Consider the following 24,466-nt stretch of genomic DNA (forward strand, 5'->3'; position numbering starts at 1 on the left):
CGCAGGTCCGCCTCAAACCTGAGAAGGAGTCGAGATGGCTCACAGACGCCTCTGGCACCGCACCGGCGTACCCCGCCGGCTCGGTGCCCTGGCCAGCGGTGCGGTGCTCGCGCTCGGCATGCTGAGCGTGCCCGCGAGCGCGGCGCCCACCCGCGCTCCCGCCGCCGCCGACGCCGCAGCCGCCGCCTCGGTGCGGGTGCTGGTCTTCCATGGCCCGGCCGCCGAGCAGGACGACCCGGTCGGCCGGGCCGCCACCGCGATCAAGAAGCTGGGTCGGCAGAACGACTTCGCCGTCGACGTCTCCACCGACCCCAACGTGTTCAACGTCGACAACCTGGCCCGCTACCGGGGCGTGGTCTTCCTCTCCGCGAACGGTGTGACGCTCAGCGACGCCCAGGAAGCGGCCTTCCAGGCGTACGTGAAGGGCGGCGGCGGCTTCGTCGGCGTGCACGACGCGGTGCGCGCCCAGCCGGACTCCTCCTGGTTCACCGGGCTGGTCGGCGCCCGTCCGGCGGCCGGCCTGCCCAACGCCGAGAAGCCCGTCTCGGCCGCCGCCAGCGGGGACAACCCGCCGAACGAGACCGCGGCGATGGCCATCGACGGGTCGACCAGCACCAAGTGGCTGGCCCGGACGACGACCGGCTGGCTCTCGGCGAAGCTCGCCGCGCCGGTGGTGGTCAGCCGGTATGCGCTGACCTCGGCGAACGACTTCCCCGGCCGCGACCCGAAGAACTGGACCCTGCAGGGCTCCCAGGACGGCACCAGCTGGACCGACCTGGACACCCGCACCGACGAGACCTTCCCGCAGCGGTTCCAGACCAAGCAGTACAGCTTCACCAACACCACCGCCTACCAGCACTACCGGCTCAACATCACCGCGAACAGCGGCGAGCCGCTGATCCAGCTCGCCGAGCTGTGGCTCATCGGCCCGGACGCCGGGCCGACCCCGGACACCCAGGTGCAGGAGGCGGTGGTCGACTTCACCGACCGCCAGCACCCGGCCAACAAGGGGACGCCGCTGACCGCGAAGCGGTCCGACCAGTGGATCAACTGGGACTCCAACCCGATCGGTCGGGTGCACACCGTCGCCCAGGTCGAGGAGGGCACCTACAACCCCGGCCTGAGCGGCAACGGCGCGTTCCACCCGATCTCCTGGTGCCAGGACTACGACGGGGGCCGGTCGTTTTACACCGGCATGGGCCGCACCGCGGCCAGCTGGACCGACGACACGCAGTTCCAGAGCCACCTGGCCGGGGCCATCAAGTGGGCGGCCGGCATGGTGCGCGGCGACTGCCAGGCGACCATCGCCTCGAACTACCGCATCGAGCGGCTCACCGCCACGAACCAGCCCGGTCAGCTCGACCAGATCGGTGAACCGCACGGGTTGACCATCGACCCGGACGGCAAGGTCTTCTACATCGGCAAGGCGGCCTGCGCCACCGGGCCGATCGCCAACTGGGACGACCCCAACGTGGGTCTCGGCTGCGGCACGATCCACCAGTGGGACCCGAAGACCAAGCAGGTCAAGCTGCTCACCACCCTCCGTGTGATGGGCAACCGGGGCAGCGGCAGTGAGCTGGTCAAGAACGAGGAAGGCCTCGTCGGCATCACGCTGGATCCGAAGTTCGCGCAGAACGGCTGGATCTACGTCTACTGGATGCCGCACGAGTCGATCGACCGTGACCTGCGCATCGGCAAGCGGACCGTCTCGCGGTTCACCTACGACGCCGCGAACCAGACGATCGACCAGGCGACCCGCAAGGACCTGCTGAGCTGGGACACGCAGATCCACAGCTGCTGCCACGCCGGTGGCGGCATGACCTTCGACGAGTCCGGCAACCTCTACATCGGCTCCGGTGACAGCAACTCGTCGGGTGGCTCGGACGGCTACTCCGGCAACAACTGGACCCAGGACTACAAGGGTGTCTCGTTCCAGGACGCGCGCCGTACGGCCGGTAACACCAACGACCTCAACGGCAAGATCATTCGGATCCACCCCGAGGCGGACGGCACGTACACCATCCCGAAGGGCAACCTCTTCACCGGCCAGGAGGAGGGCGGCGGCAAGACCCGTCCGGAGATCTACGTGATGGGCGTGCGCAACATCGCCCGGATCGCCTGGGACCCGGTCAACGACTGGCTGACGGCCGCGTGGGTCGGCCCGGACGCCGGTGGCCCGAACCCGGAGCTCGGCCCGGCCAAGTACGAGACGGCCACGATCATCAAGTCCGCGGGCAACCATGGCTGGCCGTACTGCATGGGTAACCGGCAGCCGTACCGGGACCGCAGCAACACCGACGCGACCGTGCTGACCGGCTGGTACGACTGCGACGCCCCGAAGAACGAGTCGCCGCGCAACACCGGTCTGGTCAACCTCCCGCCGGTGCAGGACAACATGATCTGGTACTCGCCGCAGGGTGGCGGTCCGGTCTTCCCGGAGCGCACCGACGGCAGCGGCCTGCCGACGTACGAGCCGGGTGACGAGACCTTCACCGAGCCGTACCTCAAGGGCGGCGGTCAGGCCATCATGGACGGCCCGACCTACCAGCGGGAGAACGTCGACACCACCAGCGGGGTGGCGTGGCCGGAGTACTGGGACGACAAGTGGTTCATCGGTGACCAGTCGAACGCCAGCAACCGCATCGCGGTGACCGTCGACAAGAGCAAGGTCGACAGCCACGGCCCGCCGGCGTTCGCCGAGGACCTGCGCTCCATCATCCGCTCGGGCAGCGGTGGTACCCAGCTCCAGTCCTGGATGGACGCGAAGTTCGGCCCGGACGGTGCCCTGTACATGCTCGACTACGCGGGCGGCTTCTTCAGCCTGCACTCGAACCAGAAGCTGATCCGGATCGCCTACACCGGCGGTCCGGCGACGCCGAACCCGAGTGACGCCGGCGCGCGGGCCGTGGCGCAGAGCGACCCGAAGAACGTCCAGTTCTCCGGCGCCAAGGTCGGCGGCGTGGCCTGGGAGTGGAACTTCGGCGACGGCAGCCCGGTGTCTCGGGCGGCCAACCCCACCCACCGGTACGCCGACTACGGCAGCTACCAGGCCACCCTCAAGGTGACCTACGCCAACGGCGAGGTGGCGATGTCGGTGCTGCCGGTCAGCGTCGGCTGCGTCGCGCCTGACGGCCGGTCGACCGTACGGATGCTCGACACCGACACCGGAGTGCCCAACTACGCGGTCGGCGGCGGGTGCACCGTCAACGACCTCATCGACGATGAGCGCAACTGGGCCAACCACGCCCAGTTCGTCGGTCACGTCGAGGACGTCGTCGCGCAGCTGCGTGCCGACGGTGAGATCGACAAGCAGGACGCGAACCGGTTGAACCGGGCGGCCCAGCGGTCGGAGGTCGGCACCACCGCCGGCTACCAGACCATCTTCGACGGGTCCGCGCAGTCCCTCGTCGACTGGCGGCAGGCGCCCAGCGGATCGTTCTCGCTGCGCAGTGACGGCTCGATCCGCAGCTCGGGCGGGCTGGGCATGCTCTGGTACGCGGGCAAGGAGTTCGGTGACTTCTCCGTCCGGATGAAGTTCCGGGACGTGTCGCCGGCCGGCACGTACGCCAACACCGGCGTCTTCACCCGCTTCCCGGACCCGCGCCAACCGGTCGACGAGCGGCCGGAGTGCGGCCGGACCGGCTCGGCCGCGGGCTCACCGGCGTGGGTGGCGATCTTCTGCGGCCACGAGATCCAGATCTACGACGGACCGACCGGTGAGCCGCAGAAGACCGGTTCGATCTACAACTTCGACCCGAACACGCTGGACCAGGCGCGGGTGACCCCGAAGGGCCAGTGGAACGACTACGAGGTCCGGGTCGTCGGCCAGCACTACACGATCATCCGCAACGGCGTGGTGATCAACGAGTTCGACAACACCCCGGGCAAGAACTCGTCGCGCGCGGGTGACCCGCCCACGGACCTGCGGCAGTTCCTGAGCGGGTTCGTCGGATTGCAGAACCACGGCACCAACGACCTGATCGAGTTCCGTGACGTGAGGGTCCGCGAGCTGTAACCCCAAAGCGTGCCGGGTACGGAGGACCCACCCTCCGTACCCGGCACTGCTGCGTCGGCGGTCAGGCCTTGCGGGCCGTGCGCCGGTTGCCGAACGACTCCATGGTGGTGGCCTTCTTCGCCGGCGCCCGGGTGGCGGACGTGGTCCGGGTCCGGGCCGGCGCCTTCTTCGCCGCCTTCTTCGCGGCGGCCCGGGTGGCCGGCGCCTTCTTCGGTGGCGCGTTCTTCGCGGTGGCCGCCTTCGCCGTCGGCCGGCGGGTGGGCGTCGCCGTGGTGGCGGAGGTGCTCTTCTTCCGTGCGACTCGGGCCGTGGTCGTCGTGGGCTTCGCGCCGGGTGACTTGGCCGCGCTCGCGCCGGTCGCCCGTTTCGTGGCGGCGGTGGCCTTCTTCGCCGCCGCCTTGCGGTTCATCGGCGCCTTCTTCGCGCCGGTGGCCTTGCGGGCCCCGGTCGGGCGGCTCCCCGGCGGGACGGAAGTCCTGCCTGCGGTCATCCTCGCTCCTCCTCAGGTCTGCCCCGAATCCCCTGCCACCGGTGATCGGCCAGGAGAGGTCCCGTCGGTGTGGTCGGCCGGGTCTTCCCGCGACCTGGGCGGACAAACGCCGGATGCGGTGCGCCGCGGTGATGGTTAAGCAAGTCCTTGACTATTGGCGCTCGACGTGGAAAGTTAAGGATGTGCCTAACCATCAGGGATCGCTGGACCTGGTGTTCCACGCCCTCGCCGATCCGACCCGACGCGGCATCGTCGAGCGGCTGGTCCGCGGGCCCGCCTCGGTGAGCGAACTGGCCCGCCCGTTGGAGATGTCGCTGCCGGCCGTGCTTCAGCACCTCCAGGTGCTCGAGAGCAGCGGCCTGGTGATCTCCGAGAAGGCCGGCCGGGTGCGCACCTGCCGGGTCGAGCCGGCGGCGCTGCGCGCGGCCGAGAGCTGGCTCGGCGCCCAGCGCACCAACTGGGAGCAGCGCCTGGACCGGCTCGACGACATCCTGGCGCACCGATCCGGCGATCCCGCAGCAGAAGGAGACGATCGAGCATGAGCCACTCCGAAACCGCCCACTCGACCTTCACCCTGGAGCGCCACTACGCCGTACCGCCCGCCGCCGTCTTCTCGGCCTGGGCGGATCCGAAGGTGAAGGCCCGCTGGTTCGCCGGCCAGCACGCCGAGCACGATCTCGACTTCCGGGTCGGCGGTCGGGAGCGGGTGCTCGGCCAGCACGACGGCCGGGCGTTGACCTACGACACGCAGTACCAGGACATCGTCGCCGACGAACGGATCGTGTGCAGCTCCGCGCTCTCCTTCGACGGCACTCTGTCGACCCTCTCCATCACCACCGTCGAGTTCGTGCCCGACGGCGACGGCACCCGACTGGTCCTCACCGAGCAGGGCACCTACCTGGACGGTCACGAGCAGCCGGCCTGGCGTGAACAGGGCACGGCGACCCAGCTCGACGCCCTCACCGCCGAGCTGGAGACGACCGGAACGGCCGGCTGACGGCGCTCCCGCGCCGGCTCGTACCGCCGGCCGGGAGAGCCGAGGAGGTGCCGGAGCTTGTGCACCGGCGCCTCCTCGGGCACCCCAGGGTCAGCGGTTCCCCGGACCGGGCCGGAGCGCCGAGACCAGCCGGCGGGTGAGCCAGAGCGGGGAGGTGAGCGCGTTGCCGACCACCACGGCGTGGGCGCCGGCCGCGAAGGCGCGCCCGACCTGCTCGCCGTCCCGGTAGCGCCCCTCGGCGAAGACCGGCACCGGCACGCCGGCCGCGAGCGCGGCGACCAGCGCCAGGTCCGGGCGCTCCGCGTCCGCGCTCGCCGCCGTGTACCCGGAGAGCGTGGTGGCGACCGCGTCGGCGCCCGCCTCGACCGCGGCCACGCCCTCCGCCAGCGTCGACACGTCGGCGAGGACCAGGGCGCCGGTCTGCTCCCGCAGCGCGCGGACGGTGTCGGCGAAGGTACGTCCGTCGGGGCGGGGCCGGTCGGTGGCGTCCACCGCGACGATCGCGGCACCGGCGAGCGCCACCTCGACGGCGTGCTCGGCCGTCGGGGTGATGAAGACGTCGGCGGCACCGTGCTTGTAGAGGCCGATCAGAGGCACGTCCACGGCGGCGCGGATGGCGCGTACGTCGGCGGGACCGTTGGCGCGCACCGCCACCGCGCCGCCCCGGACCACGGCGGCTGCCACCCGCGCCTGCACGTACGGGTCCCGCATCGGGTCGTCGGGATCGTCGGGCAGGGGCTGGCAGGACACCACCAGCCCGCCGGCCAGGTCGTCGAGCACGCTCACCGGTCTGGGTCTCCTCTTCGCGTCGTCCGGGACGGGCGGGCCGCCGGTCGGTTGGATTCGAGAGCCGCCGCCGTCACGGCTGCTCCGCCAAGGCCAGCCGGGCGGCGCCGACGGCGACCGCGTCCTCGCCGAGGGCGGCGAGGCGCAGCGGCACGTCGGCCCAGGCCGGCGGCAGCTCGGCGGCGTAGGCGGCGGTCGCGGCGGGCAGCAGGGACTCGGCGGCCCCGCCGCCCAGTAGCACCGTCACCGGGTCGAGCAGGGCCACCAGCCCGGCGATTGCCGCGCCGAGCGCCTCGCCGGCCCGATCGAGCACCGCCCGCGCCGCCGGGTCACCCGACGCGGCCCGCTCGGTCACCTGCCGTCCGGTGCAACGCTCCCCGGTCCGCGCGGCGTACGCGGCGGCCAGCCCGGTGCCGGAGGCGATCGCCTCCAGGTGCCCGTACCGGCCGCAGCCGCAGCGCAGCCCCTCGGCGCCCGGCACCGGTAGGTGCCCCACCGCGCCGGCCGCACCGCGGGCGCCGGCGTCGAGCCGGCCCGCCCGGACCATCGCCCCGCCCAGCCCGGTGCCGACCGCGACGAGCAGCAGGTGCCCGTCGCCCCGGCCGGCGCCGGACCAGCACTCGCCGAGCGCGGCGGCGTGCACGTCGTTGCCGACCCGTACCCGCCGGCCGAGCCGTTCGGCCAGCGCATCGGCGACCGGGGTGCCGGTCCAGCCCGGCAGGCTGTCGGTGGCGTACCGGATGACGCCGGTCGTCGGGTCGACGGTGCCCGCCGTGCCCACGCCCACCGGTCCGCCGCCCGCCGCGGGCAGCAGGTCGGCGGCGAGCCGCGCGGCCGTGTCCAGCACCGCGCGGGGCCCGGAGCGCGCGGGGGTGCTCGCCCGCCGCCGGTCCTGCACCGTGCCGTCCCGGTCGACCAGGACGGCCACCGTCTTGGTGCCGCCGATGTCCAGGCCCACCACGGCCGGGCCGGTCATCCCTTCAGGCCGGTGTGCGCGAGGCCCTCCACGAACTGCTTCTGGGCGATGACGAAGACCACGAGGACCGGCAGCGCGGTCAGTGACGCCGCGGCCAGCTGCACGTTCCACATCGGGCCGCCGTACGCGTCGACGAACTGAGTGAGCGCCTGGGGCAGGGTGAACTTCTCCGGCGTGGAGAGGAACACGATCGGCTCCAGGTAGAGGTTCCAGCTGTGCAGGAAGGTGAAGATCCCGACCGCGCCCAGGGCAGGCCGGGACAGCGGCAGGGCCACCTTCCAGAACGTGGCGAAGCGGCCGAGCCCGTCGACCCGGGCGGCCTCCTCCAGCTCACCGGGGAGGCTGATGAAGAACTGCCGCATGATGAACGTCGCCAGCACGCTCGGGGCGCCGAGGATCGGCACCAGGATGAGCGGCCAGTGGGTGTCGATCAGGCCGAGCTTGAAGAACATCTGGAACAGCGGAACGATCGTGACCTCGCTCGGGATGAGCAGACCGGCGAGGACGACCAGGAAGAGCACGTTCTGGCCGCGGAACCGGATCCGGGCGAACGCGTACCCGGAGAGCGCCGACACCGCGAGCGTGCCGACGGTGACCACCAGGGCGATGTAGAGGCTGTTCAGGTACTGCCGGCCGAACGGCTGGAGCTCGAAGACCCGCTGGTACGCGTCGAGCTGCGGATGCACCGGCAGCAGCTGCGGCGGGAAGGCGAAGATGTCCGCCACCGGCTTCAGCGACGAGGTGACCATCCACCAGGTGGGGAAGACGAACGGGATCGCCAGCACCAGCAGCACTCCGTAGAGCACCAGCTTGGTGCGGCGCGACAGGTCACGACTCATGGAAGACCCACCTCTTGCGCATCTGCCACTGCAGCACGGTGAGCGCGAGGACGATGCCGAAGAGCAGGATCGACAGGGTCGCGCCGTAGCCGAAGTGATGGAACTGGAACGCCTGCTGGTACAGGTAGTAGACGAGCACGGTGGTGGAGGTGCCCGGCCCGCCCTGGGTGAGCACCGCGATCTGGGCGAAGACCTGCAACGAGCCGACCACGGTGATGATCGAGGTGAGCAGGATCGTCGGGCTGATCAACGGCACGGTGATCCGCCAGAACTGGCGCATCCGGCTGGCGCCGTCGACCTCGGCGGCCTCGTACAGCTCGGCGGGTACGCCCTGCAGGGCGGCCAGGAACAGCACCATGTTCAGGCCGACGTTCTTGAACACCTGCACGACGATCACGGAGAGCATGGCGCTGCCCTCGCCGCGCAGCCAGTTCGGCCCGTCCACGCCGATGGTGTCGAGCAGGCCGTTGACGCCGCCGTTGTCCTGCAGCAGGAAGCCCCAGACGATCGTCCAGGCGACCAGCGAGACGACCACGGGGGAGAAGAAGATGGTGCGGAAGACGATGGTGCCGCGCAGCTTCTGGTTGAGCAGGACGGCGAGCAGCAGCGCCAGGGCGAGGTTGAACACCACGAGGCCGACGGAGAAGAGCCCGGTGGCCCGCAGCACCGACCCGAGGTTGGGATCATCGGCCAGCGCCGTGTAGTTGTCGGCGCCCACGAAGTCGAAGGTGCCGGCGAGCACGTTCCACTCGTGCAGGCTGTACCAGACGACCAGCCCCAGCGGTAGGAAGACGAAGAGCAGGCTGCCGAGCAGCTGCGGGGCGATGAAGAGGTAACCGGCGAGCTGGTCGCGGCGGCGGCTGGTCCACCACGGGCGCGACGCCTGGCCCGGGGTGGGCGGGGCCGGCGCCCCGCCCACCCGGATGTCCGTCTGGGACATGGTCCGGCTGCCCTACTTCGCCAGCAGCGGCTGGATCTTGGCGCAGACGCCGTCCAGGACGGCCTTCACGTCCGCGTCCGGCTTCCACAGCGGGTCGAGACCGGCGCGGACCTGCTGGCTCAGCTCGGCCTGCCCGGCGTGGTTGGGCTTCACCACGCCGCTGGTGATGCCGTCGATGACCACCTTCTGCAGCTGCTCCGGCTTGAGCTTCGGGTTCGTCTTCGCCAGCGTCTCCGCGGTGAGCTGCGACTGCCGCGGCGGGGGGAAGAACTGGGCGAGCTTCTCGGAGTTGGTGGGGTTGGTGAGGAAGGCGAGGAAGTCGGCGGCGGCGTCCGCGTGCTTGCTCTTCTTCAGCACGCCGATGCCGGCCTGCCCGACCACGGCGTAGTCGCCCTTCGGGCCGGCCGGCAGCGGAGCCAGGTCCCAGGCGAAGCCGTCGTCCTTCAGCAGCGAGGCGCGGGAGATCTGGGTGACCGTCATCGCCGCGTCCCCGGCGAAGAAGTCGGCAGTGGTCCCCGGGCCGGGCAGCGCCTTGTCGGTGAAGATCGCCTTGTGCAGGGCGGTCATCGCGTCGACCATCTCGGGCGCGGCGAAGCCGCAGGACTTGCCGTCCTCGCTCCACGCCTGGGCGCCCCAACCCGTCCAGAAGGTGGAGAGGTTGTCCCAGCCCTTGTAGTCGAAGTCGCGGATGACCAGGCCGGCCTTGCCGGTCGTCCGCTGGGTGGCGCCGGCGGCGGCGAGCGCCGCGTCCCACGTCCACTGGCCGGCGGCGATCAGCTCGGCCGGGGTCTTCTGCCCGGCCTGCTTCAGCAGGTCGGTGTTGACGAAGACGCCGAACGGCGAGGTGGAGAAGGGGTACGCGTAGAGCTTCCCGCCGTCCTGCCAGAGCTTGAGGGTGGCCGGGGAGATGTCGTCGTACTGGTAACCCTCGGCCTTCTTGAGGGTGTCGTCCAGCGGCAGCAGCGCACCCGAGGAGACGAAGTCCGGGGCGGAGTTCTCGAAGATCCACGCCATGTCGGGGGCGTTGCCACCGGCGATCTGGGTGGTCAGCGTGGTGGTGTAGTTCTCGAACGGCAGCGGGTCGAAGGTGATGGCGCTGACGTCCGGGTGGTTCTTGCGGTACTCGTCGGCGATCTCGTTGAGCAGCTTCAGGTGCGCCTCGTTGGCCGACCAGACCGTCATCCGGAGGTCGGCCGGGCCGTCGGAGCCCTCGTCACCGCCGCCGCAGGCGGAGAGCGCCAGCACGCCGGCCAGGGCCGCCGCGGCGAACCGCAGTCCCTTTCCTGTTTTCACGATCATCTCCTCACCGGGGGTTGTCAGTAGCCCGCGATCGTCGGCCAGCGCAGCTCCACGCCGGCCGCCGAGATGCGGTCCTGGAAGTCGGCCAGCAGGCGGGGGGTGCTGCGGACCGCGCGCGGGGACTCGCCCCGTGCCAGACAGAAGTCGGCGAGCAGGCCGGCTACCTCGCCGACGTTCCACTCGACCGGGTGCAGCCGGTAGCTGCCGTTGGTGATGTGCGTGGTGCCGATGTTCTTGCCGGCCGGCAGCAGGTTCTCCACCCGCTGCGGGATGAGCGCGCCGAGCGGGATCTCGAACGGGCAGGAGCCGACGTCGATGTAGTTGTCTCCGCCGGTGGACGGGTGCAGGTCGATGCGGTACATGCCGACGCCGACCGAGTCCGGGTAGTGCACCGCGCCGCGCTCACCGCGTACGGCGAGGGACAGGTCCTGCTCGGCCACCGTGTACTCGGCGCGGATGCGCCGCGCCTCACGGATGTACGGCGCCTGAGCCAGGCCGTTCCGGCTGCCGGTCACGTCGCCGCGCAGGCGCAGCCCCGGGAAGCCGGTCCCGCCGTCCGGTCGGGGCGCCTCGGTCTGCAGCCAGTACAGGACCGAGAGGGAGAGCTCGCGCGCCTTGGCCAGGTGCCAGGACGCGTTCGGCACGTCGATGACCGGGCCCTCGAAGTAGTCGATCATGGGCCAGTTCACGAGGGTGATGTCGCTGCCGTACGCCCCGCTGGTGAAGTTGCGCCGGGCGGCGATGCGCCGGAACGTCCACAGGTTGCCGTCGCCGGGATTGAGGCGCTGGTCGGCGTTGACCGCGAGCGGGTCGTCGTCCGGGTTGGGGGTGAAGCTGCGTTCGACGATCTCCAGGGTGCGCGGGTGGGGGGAGCGCCAGGAGAGCAGCCGGTCGCCCCAGAAGTCGGGCTTGTAGTCGCGCCAGAAGTCGTAGCCGGCCGGGCGGTCGATGGTGTGGTCGCCGTCGACGTGGTCGATGGCGAAGCAGACCGAGACGGCCTGCATGTTCATCGGCTGCGCCTCGGCGGGCGCGTTCGGCTCGCCGGTCTGCGCCTGGGACTCGAAGCCGGTCACGTACTCGGTGCCGGAGAGCGGCAGCAGGTCGCCGGCCTCGGTGGCGTCCAGCACGTACGGCGCGGTGAGGTCGATCTGCTCGTCGCGGTCACGATGCGCCACGGTGACACCGACCACCCGGTCGCCGTCGGTCGCCACCGCGACCGGCCGGTACGGCTGGAGCACGGTGAGCCGGCCGGCGCCCCGGTAGGGCGCGAGCATGCCCTCCAGCACGGCGACGGCGACGCGGGGTTCGTGGCAGAGCCGGCTGACCCAGCCGGCGCCGGGGTTCAGGTCGGTCCAGGCGCGGGACTGTTCGGTGAGCGGGTAGTGCCGACGGTAGTAGTCCCGGATCCCGTTGCGCAGCGCCCGGTAGCTGGCGGTGGCGCCGAACTGCTCGATCCAGGAGTGCTCGTCCGGGGGTACGGCCTGGCTGGTGAGCTGCCCGCCGAGCCAGTCGAACTCCTCGGTCAGGATGACCGACCGGCCGGCGCGGGCCGCCGCGAGAGCCGCCGCGACGCCGCCCAGCCCGCCACCCACGACGAGGACGTCCGCACGCATCTGTACCACTTGCTTCCTTCCGGTTGCGCGGTCGCCGCTCACGGGCGGTCGACCGCCGGTTCAGGGGCGCCGAGGGTGGCGCCCTCGACGAGCTCACAGGGCAGCAGTCGCTGCTGGACACCGCTGGCGCTACCGTCGATGACCCGGGTGAGCACCTCGACCGCCTGCCGGCCCATCTCCTCGCGGGGGATGCGGAACCCGGTGAAGGCCAGCTCGGTGGGGACGGGGACGGTCGGGTCGCCCAGGGTCAGCAGCGACAGGTCGCCGGGCACCGAGAGCCCGCGCCGCCGCGCGGCTCGTTCGAGCGCCACCGCGGTGGCGAAGTCCTCGACGAAGGCGACCGTGCTGCCGTCGGCGAGCAGGTCGTCGAGGACGGCTTCGGCGTCCGCTGCGGTGGCCGGGCGGTGCCGGGCGCTCTCCGCGGCGGACGCGGTCGCCAGGTATCCGCGCCGGCGGTCCTCGGAGGACTCGGCGTCGATGCCCATGCTGAGGTAGGTCATCCGCCGGTGCCCGCGGGCGATGGCCAGCTCGGCGAGCCGGCCGACGGCGGTGGCGTAGTCGGCGCCGACGTACGGCACCGGGCCGCCGGCGTCGTCGCGCCGGCCGACCGCCACGTACGGGTAGCCGTCGCGGTTGAGCCGGTGCAGCTCGTCGGCGTCGATCTCGCGGCCGAGCAGGAGGCAGCCGTCGGCCAGGCGCAGCCGGTTGTCCTGGTGGAAGATGCGCCGTCGGCCGTCGATCACGGGTGCGCTGGTGAACAGGAGCAGGTCGCAGCCGACCCGTTCGGCGTACTCCTCGATGCCGAGCAGGAACGGGTGGAAGAAGTCCCGGCTGCCGCTGGGGAAGGCCGGCTCGTAGGTGAACACGCCGATGATCCGGTTGAAGCGGGAGGCGAGCCGGCGGGCGACCGGGTCGGCCGCGTAGCCGGTCTCGGCGATCACGCGCAGCACCCGGTCCCGGGTCTCCGGGGCGATCCGCACGTCGGCATCGGCCCGGTTGTTCAGCACGAGGGAGACCGTTGCCTGGCTGACGCCGGCCATCCGGGCGATGTCACGTTGAGTGACGCGGCGGGGGGTTGCGGTCACGGGAGTCCTTCCGGCGGCGCTAATACGCATTAGCGCTCGGTGTAGGGAGGACTCTGGCCGCCCGGCCCGCCGGGTGTCAAGAGGGTGGCGGCAGATTTCCGGGAGATGAACCCGCAGGAGTAATGCGTATTAGCCGAATCGTGACCGACTGAGCGGCCGATCAGCGACCGGTTGCCGGCGGATTCGACCGCCCCTCTTGACAGGCGCGGCCGGTGGCGAGCAACATTCGAGAAACATGATCGCTAATACGTATTAGCACGTCGAGGTGGCACCCGCCCCGGCACACCCCCACCGCATCAATCTGACTGAGCGTCACTCCCGTCCCGGTCCTCGTGGGTCGGGAACCCCCGGACCGTCCACAGTGCCCGTCCGGCGACGACCCGTGCCCTCGGGTCGCCGCAGGCTCGCCACGTCCGGCCGTCCGCACCGGCCGGCCTCCGATCCCGTCCCGAGAAGAGGAAGAGGCATGACGAGAACCCGCCGTACGGCCGCCGCGCTCGGCGCCGGCCTGCTGATCGCCGCCGTCGCCGGCACCCCCGCCGCCGCCGACGCCCCCACGCTCGACTTCCCGCACTTCGACTACGTGGGCACCGCCTTCGACAAGGCCGAGCTGACCTACAACCCCACCGGCGAGTTCATCTTCCCGAGCGTCATCCGCGCCGCCGACTACTTCCCGAACCCGCTCGGCACCTACTACCTGTACTACGCCCCGCACGAGCGGCCCGGCGGCATCGCCCTGGCGTACGCCGACTCGATCGACGGCCCGTGGACCGAGTACGCGGCGAACCCGCTGATCGGCAACACCTGGCTGCCGCACTACCCGACGGTCAGCCACGTCTCCTCACCGCACGCCGTCTGGATCGAGGGCGAGGGCAAGCTCTTCCTCTACTTCCACGGCGAGAACTCGATCACCCGGTACGCCACCTCCACGGACGGCATCCACTTCGACTACGGCGGCACGGCGGTGAGCCGGGACGCCAGCACCGGCGGTGAGACCTCGTACGCCCGGGTGTTCGAGCAGGCGGTGCCCCGGCTCGGCAGCCGTTACCTGATGGTCTTCATGGACAACCCGACCGCCGCGCCGCCCGGGCCCACCGGCCCGGTGGCCCGGCGGATCCGCTGGGCGGTCTCCCCGGACGCCCGCACATGGACCATCCAGCCCGAGCCGCTGGTCACCCCGCAGGGTGACGAGGGCGCGAACGCCTCCGGCCCCTTCTTCCTGCGCTGGCAGGGCCGCAACCTGGTGATCTACCACGCCGCCGACGGCAACATGCACGCCGTCGACGTGGGGGAGAACTTCGACCAGGAGCTCCACCTCGGCGTCGTGCACGACTCGATGACGGCCGCCCCGGATCTGGGCCGCTCCGCCGCGCCGACCTTCTACTTCGACGGCCGCAGCGCGCACATGTACTACGAGGCGGGCGGTCGGCTCACCGCGACCATCGGGCACGCCGTCGCCACCCTGCCCGAGCCGCTGCCCACCCGGCAGCTGGACTGCACCGTCGACCGGCCGGTGCTCTGGCCGCCGAACCACAAGCTGGTCGACGTCGCCGTACGCGTCGACCTTCCCGACGGGGTGCTCGGCCCGAACGCCTTCACGCTGACCGGCGTGACCGGCGGCGACCCCACGGACGTGCACGGCTTCACCACCGGCGCCCCGGACACCACCGGTCGGCTCCGCGCGGAGCGGGCCGGCAACGGCGGGGACCGGGTCTACACGCTGACGTACGCCGGGCACGACGAGATCGGCCGGCCGGCCGGCTGCACGGTGACCGTCACCGTGCCGCACGACCGGGGGCACTGAGCCCTGACCCACGCCTGATCCACATCGGGGCGGGCGGCCGACGACGGCCGCCCGCCTTGATGGCTATTTCGGTTGCCCGCCCACGTCGCTGCTGTTCGACTGGGCGGGCAACCGCTACCGATCGAGAGGAAACCGAGATGCGCGCTGCGTTCATGTCCGACCACCTGGGAATGCTCATCGACCCGAAGGACATGACGCTTCGTGACAACTCTCAACGTCGGGATCCTGGCGCATGTTGACGCCGGCAAGACCAGCCTGACCGAACGCCTGCTGCACACCGTCGGCGTCATCGACGAACTCGGCAGCGTCGACGACGGCACGACCCGTACCGACAGCCTGGCGCTGGAGCGACGGCGCGGGATCACCATCCGTTCCGCCGTCGTCTCGTTCGTCGTCGACGACGTGACGGTCAACCTCATCGACACGCCCGGCCACCCGGACTTCATCGCCGAGGTGGAACGCGTCCTGGACCTGCTCGACGGCGTGGTGCTCGTGGTCTCCGCCGTCGAAGGAGTCCAGGCGCAGACCCGGGTGCTGATGCGTACGCTCCAGCGCCTGCGCCTGCCGACAGTGCTCTTCATCAACAAGATCGACCGGTCCGGCGCGGAGCCCGACCGGGTGCTGCGTGACATCGCGGACCGGCTGACGCCGTCGGTGGTGGCGACGGGTCGGGTGCGGGCGGCGGGCACCCGTGAGGCGGATTTCGTGCCCCACCGCGACGGCGACCCGCGGCTCGTCCGGCGACTGCGCGACCTGCTCAGCGCAGGCGACGACCGGCTGCTCGCGGAGTACGTCGAGGACGAGGGTCGCCTCACCGGTCCGCGGCTGCGCGCCGCGCTCGCGGACCAGAGCCGACGAGCAGTCGTGCACCCGGTCTTCGCCGGCTCCGCGATCACCGGGGCCGGGGTGGCGGCGCTGATCGGCGGTCTCACCGAACTGCTGCCGGTGGCCGGGCCCGACGCGGACGCCCCGGCGTCGGGCACGGTGTTCAAGATCGAACGGACTCCGTCCGGCGAGAAGGTCGCCTACGTGCGGATGTTCGGCGGCACGGTCCGGCTCCGCGACCGGCTGCCGGTGGGCGAGCGGGTCGCCACGGTGACGGGGATCCAGGTGTTCGACCGAGGTTCGACGGTACCCGTCGACGCCGTCGACGCCGGACGGATCGCCCTGCTGCGCGGCCTGGGCGACGTCCGGATCGGCGATCCGGTCGGCGTCGCACGCCCCGGTGCGCCGGCCCGGCACTTCGCCCTGCCCAGCCTGGAGACCGTCGTGGTGCCCGAGCGGGCTTCGGACCGGGCGGCCCTGCACGACGCCCTCAGCGAGCTGGCCGAGCAGGATCCGCTGATCAACGTTCGGCGGGACGCCAGCCGGCGGGAGATCGCCGTGTCGCTCTACGGCGAGGTGCAGAAGGAGGTCGTCGGGGCGACCCTCGCCGACGAGTACGGCCTGGTGGTCACGTTCCGGGAGACGACGACCGTGCACGTCGAACGGCTGCGCGGCACAGGAGCGGCGGTCGAACTGATCGGCGTGGAGCCCAACCCGTTCCTGGCCACCGTGGGGCTGCGGGTCGCGGCGGGCAGGCCCGGCAGCGGGACCGTGTTCCGGCTCGGCGTCGAACTCGGCTCGATGCCTCCGGCCTTCTTCGCCGCGGTCGAGGAGACCGTACGGGAGACGCTGCGCCAGGGCCTGTACGGCTGGCAGGTCCTCGACTGCGTTGTCACCATGACGCACGCCGGTTACTGGGCTCGGCAGAGCCACGCCCACGGCACCTTCGACAAGAGCATGTCCAGCACGGCGGGCGACTTCCGGAACCTGACCCCGCTCGTGCTGGTGACGGCGTTGCGGGAAGCTGGTACCCGGGCCGAGGAGCCGATGCACCGGTTTCGGCTGGAGGCCCCGGGCGATCTCCTCGCCGCCGTGCTGCCCGTGCTGGCCCGGCTGGACGCGGTGCCGCACAGCACGGCGGCCCAGGACGGCTCGGCAGTTGTGACGGGCGTGGTCCCGGCGCGGCAGGTGCACGCCGTGGAGCGCCGGCTGCCCGCGTTGACCAGGGGAGAGGGGATCTTCGAGTCCACCTTCGACCATCACCGGCCGGTCCGGGGCGAACCGCCCCGGCGTCCGCGCGACGCCCCGGATCCCGGCGACCGGAAGGAGTACCTCCTCGCCGTCAACCGTCGGGTGAACCGGCACGGGGAGCGTTGAGGCGGCCCGGCCGCCCGCCGTCGGGCCGGCCCGCCCCCGGCGTTGTTGCCCTACGATGCGGGCGTGGCGGATGTCGATGCGCCGACCGCCGTCGACGCGGTCTGGCAGCAGCAGGGAGTCTGGTCGCGGGCGGCCGGGCGGGCGCAGGGTCGGATCATCCGAGGCCGTCGCGCGGTCGCCGGGTTGACCATCGCGGCGGCCGTCGCTGGGACCGCCGCCGCCCAGTTCGGCGGGGTGCAGGCCGGCGTGAGTCGCGTCCTCGCGGTGCTCGCCGCCGTGGCGCTGGCGCTGGTCCCGGTGGCGGCCCGGGCGACCGGGCGGGAGGCGGTACAGGCGTGGACCCGGCTGCGGTCGGTCTCCGAGGCGCTCAAGGCCGACGTCTACCGTCACCTGGCCCGGGTGGCGCCGTTCTCCGGGCCCGAGCGGGACGTCGTGCTGCTGCGCCGGCTCGACGCCCTGGTCGACGACGTGGGTGACCTCGTCGGGCTGACGGTGGATCTGCCGCTCCTCCGTCGACAGCTGCCGACGGTCGCGGGCGTCGACTCGTACCTGACGCACCGCCTGGTGCAGCAGGTGGAGGCGTACTACCTTCCCGGCGCGCGGCAGATGGCCCGTCGGGCGGCCCGGATCCGGCTGGCGACCACCGCGCTGACCGTCGTCGGGGCGGTGCTCTCCGGCGTGGTCGGGGTGCTCGGTGACGGTCTCGGGCTGGCCGCCTGGGTGGGGGTGGTCGCCACGGTGACCACGGCGCTGGTCGGCTACGGCGCGGCCCAGCAGTTCGAGGCCCACCAGATCGAGTACGCCCGCACGGCCGACCAGTTGACCCGGCTCGGGCGGCTGCGGCGTGACGGGGCCGGCTGGTCCGACGACGACGCGTTCGTGGCCGAGTCGGAGCGGATCATCTCGGTCTCCAACGAGGCGTGGATGGCCAGGACCCTCGAGGAGGACGGGACCGCGCACCGCTGACGTACACCGCCGTCGGTCCGAACTCGACGGTCCCGCCGAGGGATTGACAGAACCTGTTGCGGCGCTGAGGATGATCCCAGTTCACCGACCGCCACCACGTCATCACCAACCCGTGACGCTGTCGCACATTCGGCGATGCGCGGCGTCCACCCCGGCGGTCGGCTTTCCCCACCACCTTTCCCGATCACCGTCGTGCGCCTGGTCACCGCAACGGCCGCGCCCGACTCGCCGGATGGAGCCGCGCACCCCGGGCGTGCCCCTCGGCAATCACCTTCGGCCTCCCGGCCGAACAGCCAGAAGGGCAGAGAACATTGCCGTACCCAATGTCCCCGAGGTGGCGACGCCGCCTTCCCGTACCGGTGGCCCTGGCCGCGGCGACGGCAGTCGTACTGCTGGTCGGCCCGGCCTCGGCGGTCACGCCACAGGCCACCGCCCCCGCCGAGGCCGACCCGATCGCCGGGCAGCAGGCGAGCGTCGTCGAGGTGCTGCTCGACGGCACCGCGGAGCTGGACGCGCTCGTCGCCACCGGCGTCGACCTGGACCACCACGTCGAACGCACGGAGACCGGCGTCGTCGCGCAGGCCGTGATCACGCCGAGCGAGGCCGACCGGTTGACCGCCGCGGGCTTCACCCTCGGTGAGGTGCTGCACCGTCCGGCGGACGCCCGTGACCGCGTCGCGGAGCGCGAGGCGACCATCGCCGAGCACCGGTCGGAGAACCGGGAGTTCGCCGCCACCGCCGCCGACCCGACCGCGCCAGACGCCTCCGACGTCAAGATCATCCGCGCGGACTACTACACCTCCGGCACCGGCCAGGTCCTCTCCGTCGAGGCGAAGTGGGCGCAGGGCCAGACCGCCACGAACACGCTCACCGTCGAGCGGGACAGCGGGCCGGGCACCGCCATCGGCTCGGGCGGCACCCAGACCATCTCCCGCTTCGTCGACGCTGGCGTCTACCTCTACCACCGGGGCGCCGCGGCGGTGACCAGCCGCCCGCAGTACGTCCGGATCACCAGCCCCGCCGGCGACGTCGCCGTCGCGAAGGTGCGGGAGTGGCTGCCCACGCCGCGGACCGACCCGGAGGGGCCGGGCTACCAGAAGGACTTCGTCACCAGCTATCAGACGCCGACCGAGCTGTACGCGCGGATCCAGCAGCTCGCCGCCGAGTTCCCGAAGCTGGCCGAGGTCGTCGAGCTCCCGTACAAGACCAACGGCTACCGTCGGCACGCCCAGGCGGTGCTCGGCGCCGCCAACGCCAGCCGGGTCGCGGTGGACTCGCTCGCCTGGGGTCACGAAGGTGGCAACGACGTCTCCGTCGAGCTGGCCGACCCGGGCGCCGGTAACGCCGCGCTGGGCGTGACCGTGACGGGCAACGCGATCCGCGTCAACCTCGCCACCGACGGTACGGGCGCGGTGATCAGCACCGCGGCGCAGGTGGCGGCGGCGCTGAACGCCAACGCCGGGACGCTGGTGCGGGCGTACACCTACCGGGGCAGCCCGGGCGACGGCGTGGTCGTCTCCGCGCCGCGGACCCAGCTCACCGACGACCTGAGCGCCCCCGCCTCGGTCTCCCGCGACCCGCACCCGGTGTACGCGATCCGGATCGGCAAGCACCGCGACGGCTCGAAGCTGGGCGTGCTCGCGTACGCCCAGGAGCACGCCCGCGAGTGGGTGCCGCCGCTGGTCACCATCGAGACCGCCGAGCGGCTGCTGCGCAACTACGACCACGACGGCCGGACCAAGCAGCTCCTGAACGACCTGGACATCTGGATCGCCCCGTCGATCAACCCGGACGGCGGCCACTACTCGTTCTACGACTTCAACTCCCAGCGCAAGAACATGACCAACCACTGCCCGACGACCGGGGCGGCCGACTTCCTCGGCCGGGACTCCTGGGGCGTGGACAACAACCGCAACTACACCGAGTACAGCCTCTTCGACGGCTACTCGGGCGCCTCGTCGAGCTGCACCAGCGGCACCTACGCCGGCCCGAGCGAGCTGTCGGAGCCGGAGAACCGGAACCTCGACTGGCTGGCCTCCCGGCCGAACATCAAGTTCTCGATGAACCTGCACTCGTCGGGCAACTACTTCATGTGGTCGCCGGGCGCGTACGCGTTGCCGGACCGCACCTCGGCGCCGCGCCCGTCGCTCGCCGACGAGTCGTTCTTCTGGGGCGCCTCCTCGCGGATCCTCACCGCGATCAAGCAGCACCGGAACATGGCGGTCACCCCGGCCCGCACCGGCCCGATCTCCGACGTGCTCTACTCGGCGGCGGGCAACTCCGGCGACATGCTCTGGTACAAGTACGGCATCTACGCCTGGAACTTCGAGGTCGGCACGTCCTTCCAGCCGGAGTGGGACGAGGCGCACGCCGAGGCGATGGAGTTCTCCAACGGACTGGTCGAGCTGATGCGGGTCGCGCGGGACTTCGACTCGGACAAGAAGCGCCCGGAGAGCACCATGAACGTCGCACCGAGCTCCAGCCCGGGCATGGTGAACGTGACGTTCGACGTCTCCGAGCCGGCGGCGGTCTTCTACACCCTCGACGGCGCCAAGCCGACGTACGATTCCACGCTCTACGGTTCGGCCGGCATCCGGGAGGGCGGCGAGACGCTGACCGTCCGGGCCGGCACGGAGGTCCACTGGTTCTCCGTCGACGCCGCCGGGAACGTGGAGAAGAACTACCGTCCGGACGGCAAGGGCAACAACTACCGCAAGGGTAAGGCGGTCCTGCCGCGCAGGTGACCACAGCCGTACCACGACGGCCGCGGCGCTCCCTCGGGCGCCGCGGCCGTCGCCTGTCCGGCATCGTGCGTGCTGGTGCGATCTGCCCTGACTTTTCCTGGCCGTATCACGTCCGAGGCCGCCACCACCAGGACCGATCACCTCACACGACCGGCTGCGTACCCCGTCTTCCCGCCGAATTCCCCCAGGATTAGCGTGTGATCAACTTCTCGACCCCCCTTGAGCGAGAAGTGGCGACTAATCCTGTGAGGAGCGACATGCTCAGAAGAACACGCTGGCTGGTGGCCGCCGCGGTGACAGCGACGGCGCTCGGCGCGGTGCCGGGCGGGCCGGCGTCAGCCGAACCCGGCCACTTCGCCGCGTCGAGCGCGGTGAGAGCCGACGCCGGCGGGACGACCCACACGATCACGCTGCTGACCGGCGACGTGGTGACCGTACGAAGCAACGGCTCCGGGTGCCCGCAGGCGTCCGTGCAGCCCGCGAAGCCGAACGCGGTGTTCCACCAGTCGTGTGGCCCCGACGGCCACCTGCACATCACTCCGGCGAGCGTCGCGTCGAAGATCGGCGCGATTCTCGATCCGGACCTGTTCGACGTGACCACGCTGATCGCCGAGGGCTACGACGACGAGAGCACCACGACGCTGCCGGTGATCGTGCAGCCGGCCGTGAAGGCCGCCCGGGTGGCCGCGCTCGCCGACGTGCAGCAGCTACCGCTCATCGAGGCGGTCGCCGGACACGTGCCCAAGAAGAGCGAGGCGACGGCGAAGCTGGCGACGAACTCGTTGCTGGCGGGGGCGAAGAAGGTGTGGCTGGACCGCAAGGTCCGCGCCACCGGCCTGAGCACCACCCGGCCCACCGGCGTCGCGCCGATCGCCGGCAAGCAGCACGGCAGCGACCTCGACTGGAACCTGGAGCAGATCGGCGCGCCCGACGCCTGGAAGGCGGGGTACACGGGCAAGGGTGTGCGCGTCGCGGTGCTCGACACCGGCGCCGACTTCGCCCACCCCGACCTCGCCGGTCGCGTGGTGGAGAAGGCCGACTTCACCGTCGAGGGCGGCGACGCCGTCGACCACAACGGCCACGGAACGCACACCGCGTCCACCATCGCCGGCACCGGCGCCGCGGCCCACGGGCAGCGGCGTGGGGTCGCGCCCGACGCCCAGCTCGTGATCGGCAAGGTCCTCGACGACAACGGATTCGGCGACGACTCGCAGATCATCCGGGCCGTCGAGTGGGCGGCGGAGCGCGCGGACGTGATCAACATGAGCCTCGGTGGCGAGTCCGCCGACGACGGCAGCGACCCGCTCGCGCTCGCCGTCGACGCGGCCAGCCGCAAGACCGGCGCGCTCTTCGTGATCTCCTCCGGGAACAACGGCGGCGCGATCTCCGCGCCGGGATCGGCCGCGACGGCGCTGACCGTCGGTGCGGTCGACCGCGACGGCGAGCTGGCGGTCTTCTCCAGCCGCGGGCCGCTCGTCGACACGTCCGTGGCGAAGCCGGAGGTCGTGGCGCCGGGCGTCGACATCGTGGCCGCCCGGGCCGCGGGCACGAACCTGCAGGACCCGATCGACCAGTACTACGAGGGCCTCACGGGCACGTCGATGGCCGCCCCGCACACGGCCGGCGCGGCCGCGCTGCTGGTCCAGCGGCACCCGGACTGGAAGGCCGACCGGCTCAAGGCCGCGCTCGTCGGCGCCGCCGACCCGATGACCGCCGTCGACCCGTACGCCGTCGGCGCCGGCCGGCTCAACGCCGAGCGGGCGCTCTCCGGCCCGACCAGCGATCAGCCGACGGTCGACCTCGGCACCTTCGGCTACCCGCAGTCCGGCACCGCCGCGACGACGCTGACCTGGACCGGCGACAGCACGCCGGCCACGGTCAACCTCGACCTCGACGTGACCGCCGTCAACCACGACGGAACCGTCGCGCCGCGCGGTGCGGTAACCCTCACCGCGAACAAGGTGAAGGTCAAGCGCGGCTCCACCGCCGGCACCACGCTGCGGATCAACCGTGCCGCCCTGGCCGGCAAGCCGGGCTACTACCTCGCCACCGTCACCGCCCGGGCCGCCGGGCACAAGCCGGTCGCCACCACGCCGGTCAGCTTCTACGTCGAGCCGCGCAGCTTCGACCTGACGGTGAACACCAAGCCGATGGCCGACGTGCCGGAGGGCGCGGACAGCTACGTCGGCGTCCTGGTGACCAACCTCGACGACCCACTCATCTCCGCGGGCGGCGCGTTCTTCGCGCAGGGCGAGTCGGTGACGGTGCGGGTCGCGGAGGGACGGTACGCGGTCACCGCCGCGTACACCTCGTACGACCCGGCCACCGACGCGCAGGCGGGGGCGTACGTCGGAGACACCGACGTGGCGATCCGCGGCAACCGGAGCATCACCCTCGACCCGGCGACGGCCCGGCCGGTGACGGCGATCGTCGACGGGGCGCCCACCACGCCGATCCTCGCCTCGTTCATCTACCAGCAGGCCGCGAAGAACGGCCAGTTCTGGTGGAACAGCGTCACCGGCCTCGGCGGCGGGGCGAAGGTCTCGGTGTCGCCGCTGCGCAAGCCGAGCATCGGCTCGCTGCGGGCGTACTCCGCCTTCTTCCTCCAGTCACCGCAGGGCACGGCGGACCCGTACGCCTACGATCTGGCCCACGAGTACACCGGCGGTGTTCCGGCCGACCCGACGTACCGGGTGAGCAAGGCCGAGCAGGCCAAGCTCGCCCGCGTCGACGAGCGGTTCAACCAGATGGACTCGCCGGAGATGTACACCTCGCTGCGGCGTGCCATGTTCGCGCCCGACGGGGTGTACCTGACCCAGCTCCGCAACTTCGACCTGCCGACGAACCGCACCTCCTACCTGTCGCCGGGCTACCTCTACATGGACGAGGCCGTCTACGGCGGCCTGCCCGCCCAGGAGCAGGTGCGCAGCTACCAGCCCGGTAGCCGGGATTCCAAGGTCTGGGCGCGGCAGCCGCTGCACTCCGACTGGGTCGACGGGATCGTGAACAAGGGCGACGCACAGACGTGCGCCACCGCGCCGTCGCGGACGCGGGGCAACCTGCACGTCGACCTGGCCATGCTCACCGACCAGCACGGGCGTGCCGACTGCCTCCAGGGTGGCGGCATCGGCCTGAACCGGAAGCTGTCGCTCTACCGCGATGGCAAGCTGGTCGAGGAGCGCAACGCCTCGCGGGCCGACTTCACGGTGCCGCAGCAGGCGGCGGACTACCGGGTGACCTTCGACCTCGACACGAGCCTGATCCTGCCCATCTCGACGAAGGTCAACACCTCCTGGACGTTCCGCTCGGCCGGCCCGACCGGCACGGGAAGCGTGCCGTTGCCGCTGCTCGCGGTCGACTACGCGCTGCCGATGGACGCCGGGAACCACCTCACCGGTGGCACCGGCGAGTTCACCGTCCGGCAGACCAAGGGCGTGCCCACGCAGAAGGTGACCTCCTTCCAGGTGTGGACGTCGACCGACGACGGCAAGACGTGGCAGGTGGCCCGGGCCAGCCGCCACGACGACGCGTACCGCGTCGAGCTGCCGGCTCCCGCGGCGGGTCAGGCCGTCTCCCTGCGGGTGAAGGCCGGTGCCAGCGGTGGTAGCGGCATCGACCAGACGATCATCCGGGCATACAAGGCCGACTGACCGTCCTCGCGTACGCGGTGCGGCCCCGGCACGATGTGCCGGGGCCGCACTGTCGTTACG

16 protein-coding genes are annotated in these 24,466 nt (G+C 71.7%); 8 read left to right on the forward strand and 8 right to left on the reverse strand.

Annotation, left to right across the window (positions count from 1 at the left end):
- Positions 1 to 34: 34 nt before the first annotated feature.
- Positions 35 to 4,015, forward strand: a complete 3,981-nt coding sequence (locus D7044_RS23725) for a ThuA domain-containing protein (RefSeq protein ID WP_120681913.1) — start codon at positions 35 to 37, stop codon at positions 4,013 to 4,015.
- A 61-nt stretch (positions 4,016 to 4,076) separates the two neighbouring features.
- Here the strand turns inward: D7044_RS23725 and D7044_RS32470 are convergent, their stop codons facing one another.
- A complete protein-coding gene (locus D7044_RS32470; RefSeq protein ID WP_158609393.1) occupies positions 4,077 to 4,505 on the reverse strand; it encodes a hypothetical protein in 429 nt (142 codons plus the stop codon).
- A gap of 182 nt (positions 4,506 to 4,687) precedes the next feature.
- Here D7044_RS32470 and D7044_RS23735 point away from each other — a divergent pair, with 182 nt between their 5' ends.
- Together D7044_RS23735 and D7044_RS23740 are read left to right on the forward strand one after the other, a co-directional pair.
- A complete protein-coding gene (locus D7044_RS23735) occupies positions 4,688 to 5,047 on the forward strand; it encodes an ArsR/SmtB family transcription factor (protein WP_120681917.1) in 360 nt (119 codons plus the stop codon).
- Positions 5,044 to 5,502: an SRPBCC family protein gene (locus D7044_RS23740; protein WP_120681919.1), complete on the forward strand. Its 459-nt coding sequence runs from the start codon at positions 5,044 to 5,046 to the stop codon at positions 5,500 to 5,502. Before D7044_RS23735 ends, D7044_RS23740 begins: the two co-directional genes overlap by 4 nt.
- Before the next feature lie 90 nt (positions 5,503 to 5,592).
- Here the strand turns inward: D7044_RS23740 and D7044_RS23745 are convergent, their stop codons facing one another.
- The 7 genes from D7044_RS23745 to D7044_RS23775 form a co-directional block, all read right to left on the reverse strand.
- Positions 5,593 to 6,288: an N-acetylmannosamine-6-phosphate 2-epimerase gene (locus D7044_RS23745; protein ID WP_120681921.1), complete on the reverse strand. Its 696-nt coding sequence runs from the start codon at positions 6,286 to 6,288 to the stop codon at positions 5,593 to 5,595.
- Positions 6,289 to 6,361: 73 nt separating this feature from the next.
- Positions 6,362 to 7,264, reverse strand: coding sequence for an ROK family protein (locus tag D7044_RS23750; protein ID WP_120690244.1), 903 nt, complete (start codon positions 7,262 to 7,264; stop codon positions 6,362 to 6,364).
- A complete protein-coding gene (locus tag D7044_RS23755; RefSeq protein ID WP_120681925.1) occupies positions 7,261 to 8,103 on the reverse strand; it encodes a carbohydrate ABC transporter permease in 843 nt (280 codons plus the stop codon). The genes D7044_RS23750 and D7044_RS23755 overlap by 4 nt, the downstream gene beginning before the upstream one ends.
- Positions 8,093 to 9,043 (reverse strand): carbohydrate ABC transporter permease, encoded by a 951-nt coding sequence (locus tag D7044_RS23760; protein ID WP_120681927.1) that lies wholly within the window; start codon positions 9,041 to 9,043, stop codon positions 8,093 to 8,095. Before D7044_RS23760 ends, D7044_RS23755 begins: the two co-directional genes overlap by 11 nt.
- A 12-nt stretch (positions 9,044 to 9,055) precedes the next feature.
- On the reverse strand, positions 9,056 to 10,336 hold the full coding sequence (locus tag D7044_RS23765) for an ABC transporter substrate-binding protein (protein WP_233563413.1): 1,281 nt from the start codon (positions 10,334 to 10,336) through the stop codon (positions 9,056 to 9,058).
- A gap of 23 nt (positions 10,337 to 10,359) precedes the next feature.
- On the reverse strand, positions 10,360 to 11,955 hold the full coding sequence (locus D7044_RS23770; protein WP_120690278.1) for an FAD-dependent oxidoreductase: 1,596 nt from the start codon (positions 11,953 to 11,955) through the stop codon (positions 10,360 to 10,362).
- 38 nt (positions 11,956 to 11,993) lie between these two features.
- The gene (locus D7044_RS23775; protein WP_120690245.1) at positions 11,994 to 13,040 is read right to left on the reverse strand and encodes a LacI family DNA-binding transcriptional regulator; all 1,047 of its coding nucleotides are present in this window, start codon (positions 13,038 to 13,040) and stop codon (positions 11,994 to 11,996) included.
- 466 nt (positions 13,041 to 13,506) lie between these two features.
- Between D7044_RS23775 and D7044_RS23780 the strand changes: the two genes are divergently transcribed.
- The 5 genes from D7044_RS23780 (at position 13,507) to D7044_RS23800 (ending at position 24,406) form a co-directional block, all read left to right on the forward strand.
- Entirely contained in the window at positions 13,507 to 14,844 is a 1,338-nt protein-coding gene (locus D7044_RS23780; RefSeq protein ID WP_199716742.1) for a glycoside hydrolase family protein, read from the forward strand.
- 201 nt (positions 14,845 to 15,045) lie between these two features.
- Positions 15,046 to 17,046: an elongation factor G gene (locus tag D7044_RS23785; RefSeq protein WP_120690246.1), complete on the forward strand. Its 2,001-nt coding sequence runs from the start codon at positions 15,046 to 15,048 to the stop codon at positions 17,044 to 17,046.
- Between the two features lie 63 nt (positions 17,047 to 17,109).
- Positions 17,110 to 18,012: a DUF4231 domain-containing protein gene (locus D7044_RS23790; RefSeq protein ID WP_120690247.1), complete on the forward strand. Its 903-nt coding sequence runs from the start codon at positions 17,110 to 17,112 to the stop codon at positions 18,010 to 18,012.
- 323 nt (positions 18,013 to 18,335) lie between these two features.
- The gene (locus D7044_RS33315) at positions 18,336 to 20,756 is read left to right on the forward strand and encodes a M14 family metallopeptidase (RefSeq protein ID WP_120690248.1); all 2,421 of its coding nucleotides are present in this window, start codon (positions 18,336 to 18,338) and stop codon (positions 20,754 to 20,756) included.
- Positions 20,757 to 21,013: 257 nt separating this feature from the next.
- Positions 21,014 to 24,406 carry a S8 family serine peptidase gene (locus D7044_RS23800; protein WP_120690249.1) on the forward strand — a complete coding sequence of 1,131 codons (3,393 nt, stop codon included), beginning with the start codon at positions 21,014 to 21,016 and terminating at the stop codon, positions 24,404 to 24,406.
- Positions 24,407 to 24,466: the final 60 nt, after the last annotated feature.

It is taken from the genome of Micromonospora musae (genome assembly GCF_003626635.1).
GTDB lineage: Bacteria > Actinomycetota > Actinomycetes > Mycobacteriales > Micromonosporaceae > Micromonospora > Micromonospora musae.

What these genes read in the sequence shown, in the direction of transcription:
- D7044_RS23750 (WP_120690244.1), bottom strand. Translation starts at nt 7,264, where the DNA reads ATGACCGGCCCGGCCGTGGTGGGCCTGGACATCGGCGGCACCAAGACG.
- D7044_RS23770 (WP_120690278.1), bottom strand. Translation starts at nt 11,955, where the DNA reads ATGCGTGCGGACGTCCTCGTCGTGGGTGGCGGGCTGGGCGGCGTCGCG.
- D7044_RS23725 (WP_120681913.1), top strand. Translation starts at nt 35, where the DNA reads ATGGCTCACAGACGCCTCTGGCACCGCACCGGCGTACCCCGCCGGCTC.
- D7044_RS23760 (WP_120681927.1), bottom strand. Translation starts at nt 9,043, where the DNA reads ATGTCCCAGACGGACATCCGGGTGGGCGGGGCGCCGGCCCCGCCCACC.
- D7044_RS23755 (WP_120681925.1), bottom strand. Translation starts at nt 8,103, where the DNA reads ATGAGTCGTGACCTGTCGCGCCGCACCAAGCTGGTGCTCTACGGAGTG.
- D7044_RS23800 (WP_120690249.1), top strand. Translation starts at nt 21,014, where the DNA reads ATGCTCAGAAGAACACGCTGGCTGGTGGCCGCCGCGGTGACAGCGACG.
- D7044_RS32470 (WP_158609393.1), bottom strand. Translation starts at nt 4,505, where the DNA reads ATGACCGCAGGCAGGACTTCCGTCCCGCCGGGGAGCCGCCCGACCGGG.
- D7044_RS23780 (WP_199716742.1), top strand. Translation starts at nt 13,507, where the DNA reads ATGACGAGAACCCGCCGTACGGCCGCCGCGCTCGGCGCCGGCCTGCTG.
- D7044_RS23740 (WP_120681919.1), top strand. Translation starts at nt 5,044, where the DNA reads ATGAGCCACTCCGAAACCGCCCACTCGACCTTCACCCTGGAGCGCCAC.
- D7044_RS33315 (WP_120690248.1), top strand. Translation starts at nt 18,336, where the DNA reads ATGTCCCCGAGGTGGCGACGCCGCCTTCCCGTACCGGTGGCCCTGGCC.